6 protein-coding genes are annotated in these 7,252 nt (G+C 65.2%); 4 read left to right on the top strand and 2 right to left on the bottom strand.

The window, feature by feature from the left end; genetic code table 11:
• Positions 1–46: 46 nt before the first annotated feature.
• Both DI041_RS20170 and DI041_RS20165 read left to right on the top strand, forming a co-directional pair.
• On the top strand, positions 47–769 hold the full coding sequence (locus tag DI041_RS20170) for a pseudouridine synthase (RefSeq protein WP_136639887.1): 723 nt from the start codon (positions 47–49) through the stop codon (positions 767–769).
• 88 nt (positions 770–857) lie between these two features.
• On the top strand, positions 858–1,193 hold the full coding sequence (locus DI041_RS20165) for a hypothetical protein (protein ID WP_005412356.1): 336 nt from the start codon (positions 858–860) through the stop codon (positions 1,191–1,193).
• 88 nt (positions 1,194–1,281) lie between these two features.
• Here DI041_RS20165 and kbl read toward each other — a convergent pair whose 3' ends face one another.
• Positions 1,282–2,490, bottom strand: a complete 1,209-nt coding sequence (kbl, locus tag DI041_RS20160; protein ID WP_136639886.1) for a glycine C-acetyltransferase — start codon at positions 2,488–2,490, stop codon at positions 1,282–1,284.
• Positions 2,491–2,695: 205 nt separating this feature from the next.
• Here kbl and DI041_RS20155 point away from each other — a divergent pair, with 205 nt between their 5' ends.
• Positions 2,696–3,391 (top strand): TorF family putative porin, encoded by a 696-nt coding sequence (locus DI041_RS20155; protein ID WP_136639885.1) that lies wholly within the window; start codon positions 2,696–2,698, stop codon positions 3,389–3,391.
• Positions 3,392–3,528: 137 nt separating this feature from the next.
• Here the strand turns inward: DI041_RS20155 and tdh are convergent, their stop codons facing one another.
• Complete coding sequence (gene tdh, locus DI041_RS20150; RefSeq protein ID WP_032952044.1) at positions 3,529–4,551, bottom strand: L-threonine 3-dehydrogenase; 1,023 nt, start codon at positions 4,549–4,551, stop codon at positions 3,529–3,531.
• A 478-nt stretch (positions 4,552–5,029) separates the two neighbouring features.
• Here tdh and DI041_RS20140 point away from each other — a divergent pair, with 478 nt between their 5' ends.
• On the top strand, positions 5,030–7,192 hold the full coding sequence (locus DI041_RS20140) for a S46 family peptidase (protein WP_136639883.1): 2,163 nt from the start codon (positions 5,030–5,032) through the stop codon (positions 7,190–7,192).
• The last annotated feature ends 60 nt before the right edge of the window (positions 7,193–7,252 follow it).

Raw genomic sequence — 7,252 nt, 5'->3', positions numbered from 1 at the left:
CTCCCACGCCCCGCGTGGGCGTGCGAACCCGAACGCCTCCAGTGGTGTGCGCCATGGCCTGGCGCGCGTGCTGTCCAAGGCCGGCGTGTGCTCGCGCAGCGAGGCCGCGCGCTGGATCGCCGAAGGGCGGGTACGCGTCTCTGGCCGCATCGTCCGTGATCCTGAATTTCCAATTGCCAGCCCGGCACCGCTGATCGAGGTCGACGGCCAGCCGATGGCTGCGCCGCAGCGCCTGTACCTGATGCTCAACAAGCCACGGGGCGTGGTCACTACCGCACAGGACGAGCGTGGACGTGACACGGTCTACCGTTGTTTCGATGGTGCCGGCCTGCCGTGGATCGCACCGGTCGGGCGCCTCGACAAGGCCAGTGAAGGCCTGCTGTTGTTCAGCAATGATCCGCAGTGGGCGGCGCATCTGACCGATCCGGAGACCGGGCCGCAGAAGACCTATCACGTGCAGGTGGACCGCCTGCCCGACCAGGACACCCTGGCCGCGCTGCGCGCCGGTGTCGAAGACGAGGGCGAATTCCTGGTCGCCCTGGCCGTGCGCGTGCTGCGCAGCGGCGACAAGACCGCGTGGCTGGAGGTGGTCCTCGACGAGGGTCGCAACCGCCATATCCGTCGCCTGTTGGCGGCCTTCGACCTGCAGGTGCTGCGCCTGGTCCGGGTTGCGATCGGAGAGCTCACGCTCGGCGATCTCGGCAAGGGCCAGTGGCGGGTGCTTGAGGTCAGCGACCAGCAGCGGCTGGGGGCCGCTGCAACAGGCTGATCATCGCCTGCGGCCGGCAACTGCCGGTCACCGTTCCAGGCGTAGGGGGCGCCTGGTTGTTGAATTTCCCGAACGGAGCCTGCCCACCATGTACCACCCGACCCTCAACCAAACCCTGCGCTGCGCAGGCCTGCTGCTGCCGATGGTGCTGCTCACGGCCTGTGGCGGCCACAAGAAAGTGGCCAAGGCGGAAACGCCTGCCGAAACCCCGGTGGTGGAAGTGAAGACCCCGGAACTGGACGGTCGCGGCAGCTACCGCTTCCTGATGAGCAACGGCGACAAGAAGATGACCGCCGACGAATTCGATGCCTGGATGAAGGCCAACGGCATCCGCGTTGCCAAGGGCAACGGCCAGGATGCCGCTGCCAAGCCGGTGGTGGTGGCCAGCAAGGACGAGCCGAAGGGCAAGAAGAAAAAGAAATGACGCCTGTGGGTGTCGACCTTGGTCGACACGCCTTGACCGATGGGGTCAGAGCCCTTTCCGCGGGAAAGGGATCCGACCCCGGCCATGATCAACCCTTGATCACGCCCAGCTCGACGCCGATGCGGGTGAACGCATCGATGGCGCGATCCAGGTGGGCACGCGTATGCGCGGCGCTGATCTGGGTACGGATGCGGGCCTGGCCCTTGGGCACCACCGGGAAGAAGAAGCCGATCGCATAGATGCCTTCCTCGAGCAGGCGCTCGGCGAACTTCTGTGCAAGCGGTGCGTCGTACAGCATCACCGGGCTGATCGGGTGCACGCCCGGCTTCACGTCGAATCCGGCGGCGGTCATCTTTTCGCGGAAGTAAGCGGTGTTCTCGGCCAGGGCGCCGCGCAGGTCATCGGCGGCGGCCAGCATCTCGAATGCCTTGATGCCGGCAGCAACCACGTGCGGCGGCAGCGAGTTGGAGAACAGGTAGGGACGCGAGCGCTGGCGCAGCAGTTCGATCACTTCGGCGCTGGCGCAGGTGAAACCGCCCAGCGCACCGCCCATGGCCTTGCCCAGGGTGCCGGTGATGATGTCGATCTTTTCCAGCACGCCTTTCACCTCGGCCGAACCGCGGCCGGTGGCGCCGAGGAAGCCAGTGGCATGGCACTCGTCGATGTGCACCAGCGCGTTGTACTTCTTCGCCAGCGCGGTGATCTCGTCCAGCGGGGCGATGAAGCCGTCCATCGAGAACACGCCGTCGGTGGTGATCAGCTTGGTCTTGCAGCCGGCGGCATCCGCGGCCTGCAGCTGCGCTTCCAGGTCGGCCATGTCGCAGTTGGCATAGCGGAAGCGCTTGGCCTTGCACAGGCGCACGCCGTCGATGATCGAGGCATGGTTCAGCGCGTCGGAAATGATCGCGTCGTTCTCACCGAGCAGCGGCTCGAACAGGCCGCCGTTGGCGTCGAAGCAGGCCGCGTACAGGATGGTGTCCTGCTTGCCGAAGAAGCTGGCGATCTGGGCTTCCAGCTGCTTGTGCAGGTCCTGGGTGCCGCAGATGAAACGTACCGAGGCCATGCCGAAGCCATGGCTGTCCAGTGCGTCCTTGGCCGCCTGGATCAGGTCCGGATGATCGGCCAGGCCCAGGTAGTTGTTGGCGCAGAAGTTCAGCACCGTGCGGCCGTCGTCGAGGGTGATCTCGGCCGACTGCGGGCTGGTGATGATCCGCTCGGACTTGAACAGGCCCTGGGCGCGGATGGCGTCCAGTTCCTCGGCATAGTGGCGGGTCAGGGCGGAGGAGGCGTCGGTCATGGCGTGGGCACGGCTCTGAACGGGGAAACCACTGATTCTACCGGGCATCGCCGCTCGCCAACCGGCCTTGGTGGGGCATCGCCACGGCCGGCACATGTTGCATCGCAATAGCAAACTGGTTAAGAATTCGTGAACCGGAGCTGTCGGGCTCCGGCCGCTACGCCCGCTCCTGCCTTCCACGCCACCGCCCCCACCGGAGACGCTCATGACGCACGCCCGTGCCTGCCTCGCCATTGCCGCTGCCCTGACCCTGGCCGCCCCGTTCGCCGCCAGCGCCCAGGAAAACGAATCGCCGTACAGCTGGAACGTCACCGCTGTTTCCGATTACCTGTTCCGTGGTGTGTCGCAGACCGATGAGGATCCGACCCTGCAGGCTGGCTTCACCTACACCAGCCCGGTCGGCCTGTATGCCGGCGTATGGGGCTCGGGCGTGGACTTCGGTGCAGGTGATCCGAAGACCGAGGTCGACTACCTGATCGGCTACGGCGTGGATGTCACCGAGCGCGTCAACTTCGACGTGCTGCTGAACCGCTACACCTACCTGAAGTCCAGCCACCAGAACTACAACGAGCTGATCACCACCACCACGCTGGATGACACCTACAAGCTGACGGTGGCCTACACCAACGATGTATGGAACAGCAGCACCGATGGCTGGTACTTCGGCCTGGGTGGCAGCTGGGGCCTGCCGAAGGACTTCACCCTGAATGCCAATGTCGGCCGCAGCACGTTTGAAGACGGCATCGCCAAGGATTACACCGACTGGAATGTCGGCGTTGAGCGCCAGTTCGGGATGGCCAAGGTCGGCCTGGGCTACTACGGCACCGACGGCAACGGCCGCGACAACTCCGGCAAGCTGGCCCACAGCCGCGTGATGCTGAGCGTGGCCATCGGTAAGTAACGCCGCAGGCGTTACGGTAGGTGCCAGGCTTGCCTGGCACGCTTTACGAAAAAGGCGCCCATCGGGCGCCTTTTTCAATTTCAATTTCAAGGTGTGCCGAGCAAGCTCGGCACCCACTCATCGCGCGCGGCGAAGGGTCAATTCCAGCTCAAAACAACCTTGCCGGCCTTGCCTTCTTCCATCAGGTCGAAGCCCTTCTGGAAGTCGTCGATCGGCAGCTGGTGGGTCATCACCTTGCCGAGCGGGAAGCCGGACAGCACCAGCTGGGTCATCTTGTACCAGGTCTCGTACATCTTGCGGCCGTAGATGCCCTGCACGGTCAGGCCCTTGAAGATGATCTTGTCCCAGTCGCAGCCGGCGCCCTTGGGCATGATGCCGAGCATGGCGATCTTGCCGCCGTGGTACATGCAGTCGAGCATGTCGTTGAACGCACGCGGGTTGCCGCTCATTTCCAGGCCCACGTCGAAGCCTTCCATGTGCAGTTCCTTCATCACGTCCTTCAACGAGGTGTTGGCGACGTTGACCACGCGGGTGGCGCCCATGTCGGCGGCCAGCTTCAGGCGGAAATCGTTGACGTCGGTGACCACCACGTTGCGTGCGCCGATGTGCTTGCAGATGCCTGCGGCGATGATGCCAATCGGGCCAGCGCCAGTGATCAGCACGTCTTCACCGATCACGTTGAACTCCAGCGCGCAGTGCGCGGCGTTGCCGTACGGATCGAAGAACGCGGCCAGCTCGGACGGAATCTGGTCCGGGATCGGCCACAGGTTGCTGGCCGGCATCACCATGTATTCGGCGAACGCGCCGTTGACGTTGACGCCGATGCCGACGGTGTTCGGGCACAGGTGCGGGCGGCCGCCACGGCAGTTGCGGCAATGGCCGCAGACGATGTGGCCTTCGGCCGAGACGCGCTGGCCGATCTCGTAGCCGGTCACGCCCGGGCCGATCTCGGCGATGCGGCCGACGAACTCATGGCCGATGGTCAGGCCCGGCTTGATCGTGCGCTGGCTCCATTCGTCCCACAGGTAGATGTGCAGGTCGGTACCGCAGATCGCGGTCTTTTCCAGCTTGATCAGGACCTGGTTGGGGCCCGGAGTCGGCACCGGAACCTCTTCCATCCAGATGCCCTTGGCTGCTTCGCGCTTGACCAGGGCCTTCATCGTTTGCTGCGCCATCGGGGTGGAACTCATCAGGGGGAAAACGCGGATTATAGAGGCCCGCGCGGAATTCCCATGTTGCGCTGCGGGTGCAGTGGCGGAACGAAAGGCGTGTGCTGGCGGGCGTTTCGAACGTGCTGCGAACAACGGCGCCTCCCTGATCCGGGAAAGGGGGCGTGGTCACCCTGGCCGGGACACGCAAAAGCCCCTCCATGGTGCTCGATGGCGCCTTGCTCGTGCGCGCTGTCCTGCGCACACGGCAAGACCGGGGTTGGGCGTCCTGCCCAACCCGCCAGTCGCATGCGCCCGGCCCATGGCGCCAACGGTCCCGTCCTGGGTGACCACGCCCCCTCTGGACGATTTCCGTGTGCGCGGCCGACGTGCGCGTGGCAGAGCGAGAAGTAGGTCCATGACTTCCGGGGTTCGGGGCGGGGCAGGGCGGCGGGCTACAATCGAAGGTTCCACTACCAGGGGCCGCTCCATGCGCTCGAACCTGCTTGCATTCTCCATCGTCGCCAGCCTCGGGCTGGCCCAGGTCGCCCATGCCGCTGAAGGCATGTGGGTGCCGCAGCAGCTGCCGGAAATCGCCGGCCCGCTGCAGAAGGCCGGCCTGAAGCTGTCCCCGGAACAGCTGTCCAACCTGACCGGCGACCCGATGGGCGCCGTCGTCGCCCTCGGCGGCTGCACCGCCAGCTTCGTCTCGCCGCAGGGCCTGGTGGTCACCAACCACCACTGCGCTTATGGCGCCATCCAGCTGAATTCGACTGCGCAGAAGAACCTGATCAAGGACGGCTTCAACGCGCCGACCCTGAAGGATGAACTGAGCGCCGGCCCGAACGCCCGCGTGTTCGTGCTCGACCAGATCACCGACGTCACCACCCAGGCCAAGGCCGCCATCGCTGCCGCCGGCAACGACCCGCTGGCCCGCAGCCGCGCGTTGGACGCCTTCGACAAGGCACAGGTCGCCGCCTGTGAAGCCGACGCCGGCTTCCGCTGCCGCCTGTACAGTTTCTCCGGTGGCAACACCTACCGCCTGTTCCGCAACATGGAAATCAAGGACGTGCGTCTGGTCTACGCGCCCCCGGGCAGCGTCGGCAAGTTCGGTGGCGACGTCGACAACTGGATGTGGCCGCGCCACACCGGTGATTTCTCGTTCTACCGCGCCTATGTAGGCAAGGATGGCAAGCCGGCCGCCTTCGCCGCCGACAACGTGCCGTACCAGCCCAAGCACTTCCTGAAGTTCGCCGACCAGCCGCTGGGTGCCGACGACTTCGTGATGGTGGCCGGCTACCCGGGCCGCACCAACCGCTACGCACTGGCCGGCGAGTTCAACGAAACCGCCAGCTTCACCTACCCGACCATCGCCAAGCACTACAACGCAGTGCTGAAGATGATCGCCGATGCCGGCAAGGCCGACGCCGACGTCAAGGTGAAGTACGCCGCCACTGCCGCCAGCATGAACAACGTGGCCAAGAACTACCTGGGCCAGCTGGAAGGCTTCAAGCGCATCGACGCCGCCGGCCAGAAGCAGGCTGAAGAAGCCGCCGTGCTGGCCTGGCTGAAGAAGCAGGGTGCTCCCGGCAAGCCGGCCCTGGCCGCACACGCGCAGCTGCTCAAGCATCTGGATACCAGCAAGTCCACCCGCGAACGCGACCTGTTCGTCGGTCAGTTCAACAACACCTCGGCCGTCGGCGCGGCGATCACCCTGTACCGCCTGTCGATCGAGCGCAGCAAGCCGGATGCCGAACGCGAAGCTGGTTACCAGGAACGCGACCTGACCACCATCGAAGGCGGTCTGAAGCAGATGGATCGCCGCTACGTGGCGAAGATGGACCAGCAGTTGCAGGCCTACTGGCTGGACCAGTACGTGGCTCTGCCGGCCGCGCAGCGCGACAACGAAGTGCTGAACAAGTGGCTTGCCGGCAGCGATGCCGCTGCGGTGAAGTCGCTGGTGGCCAAGCTGGGCGGCACCGAGCTGGGCAGCCTGGACACCCGCCTGAAGTGGTTCAAGGCCGACCGCGCTGCGTTCGAAGCCAGCAACGATCCGGCCATCCAGTACGCCGTTGCGGTCATGCCGGCGCTGCTGAAGCAGGAAGAGCAGAAGAAGATCCGCGAAGGCGAATCGCTGACCGCACGTCCGCTGTACCTGCAGGCGGTGGCCGATTACAAGAAGAGCCAGGGCGAGTTCGTCTATCCGGATGCCAACCTGTCGCTGCGCATCACCTTCGGCAACGTCATGGGGTACGGCAAGGACGGCGTGAAGTACACCCCGTTCACCACCCTGGAAGGCGTGGCGGCGAAGGAAACCGGTGAAGATCCGTTTGATTCGCCGAAGGCGCTGCTCGATGCGGTCAAGGCCAAGCGTTACGGCGGCCTGGAAGACAAGCGCATTGGTTCGGTGCCGGTGAACTTCCTGTCCAACCTGGACATTACCGGCGGCAACTCGGGTTCGCCGGTGCTGGATGCCAACGGCAAGCTGGTGGGCCTGGCCTTCGACGGCAACTGGGAATCGGTCAGCTCCAACTGGGTGTTCGACCCGGTGATGACCCGCATGATCGCCGTGGACAGCCGCTACATGCAGTGGATCATGCAGGAAGTGGCGCCGGCGCCGCAGCTGCTGAAGGAACTGAACCTGGCGAAATAAACCGGTTGCGGTAGTGCCGGCCGCTGGCCGGCAACCTCGACCAGATGGCCGGAGTTTCCG

It is taken from the genome of Stenotrophomonas maltophilia (assembly GCF_004920835.1).
GTDB classification, from domain to species: Bacteria; Pseudomonadota; Gammaproteobacteria; order Xanthomonadales; family Xanthomonadaceae; genus Stenotrophomonas; species Stenotrophomonas maltophilia_AQ.
Note: the sequence above shows the minus strand (reverse complement) of the source record. Positions and strands in the feature narration are given on the sequence as shown.

Bases quoted from the DNA above. Each gene is read 5' to 3' on its own strand.
- DI041_RS20165 (WP_005412356.1), top strand. From the start codon at position 858: ATGTACCACCCGACCCTCAACCAAACCCTGCGCTGCGCAGGCCTGCTG.
- DI041_RS20140 (WP_136639883.1), top strand. From the start codon at position 5,030: ATGCGCTCGAACCTGCTTGCATTCTCCATCGTCGCCAGCCTCGGGCTG.
- kbl (WP_136639886.1), bottom strand. From the start codon at position 2,490: ATGACCGACGCCTCCTCCGCCCTGACCCGCCACTATGCCGAGGAACTG.
- DI041_RS20155 (WP_136639885.1), top strand. From the start codon at position 2,696: ATGACGCACGCCCGTGCCTGCCTCGCCATTGCCGCTGCCCTGACCCTG.
- tdh (WP_032952044.1), bottom strand. From the start codon at position 4,551: ATGAAGGCCCTGGTCAAGCGCGAAGCAGCCAAGGGCATCTGGATGGAA.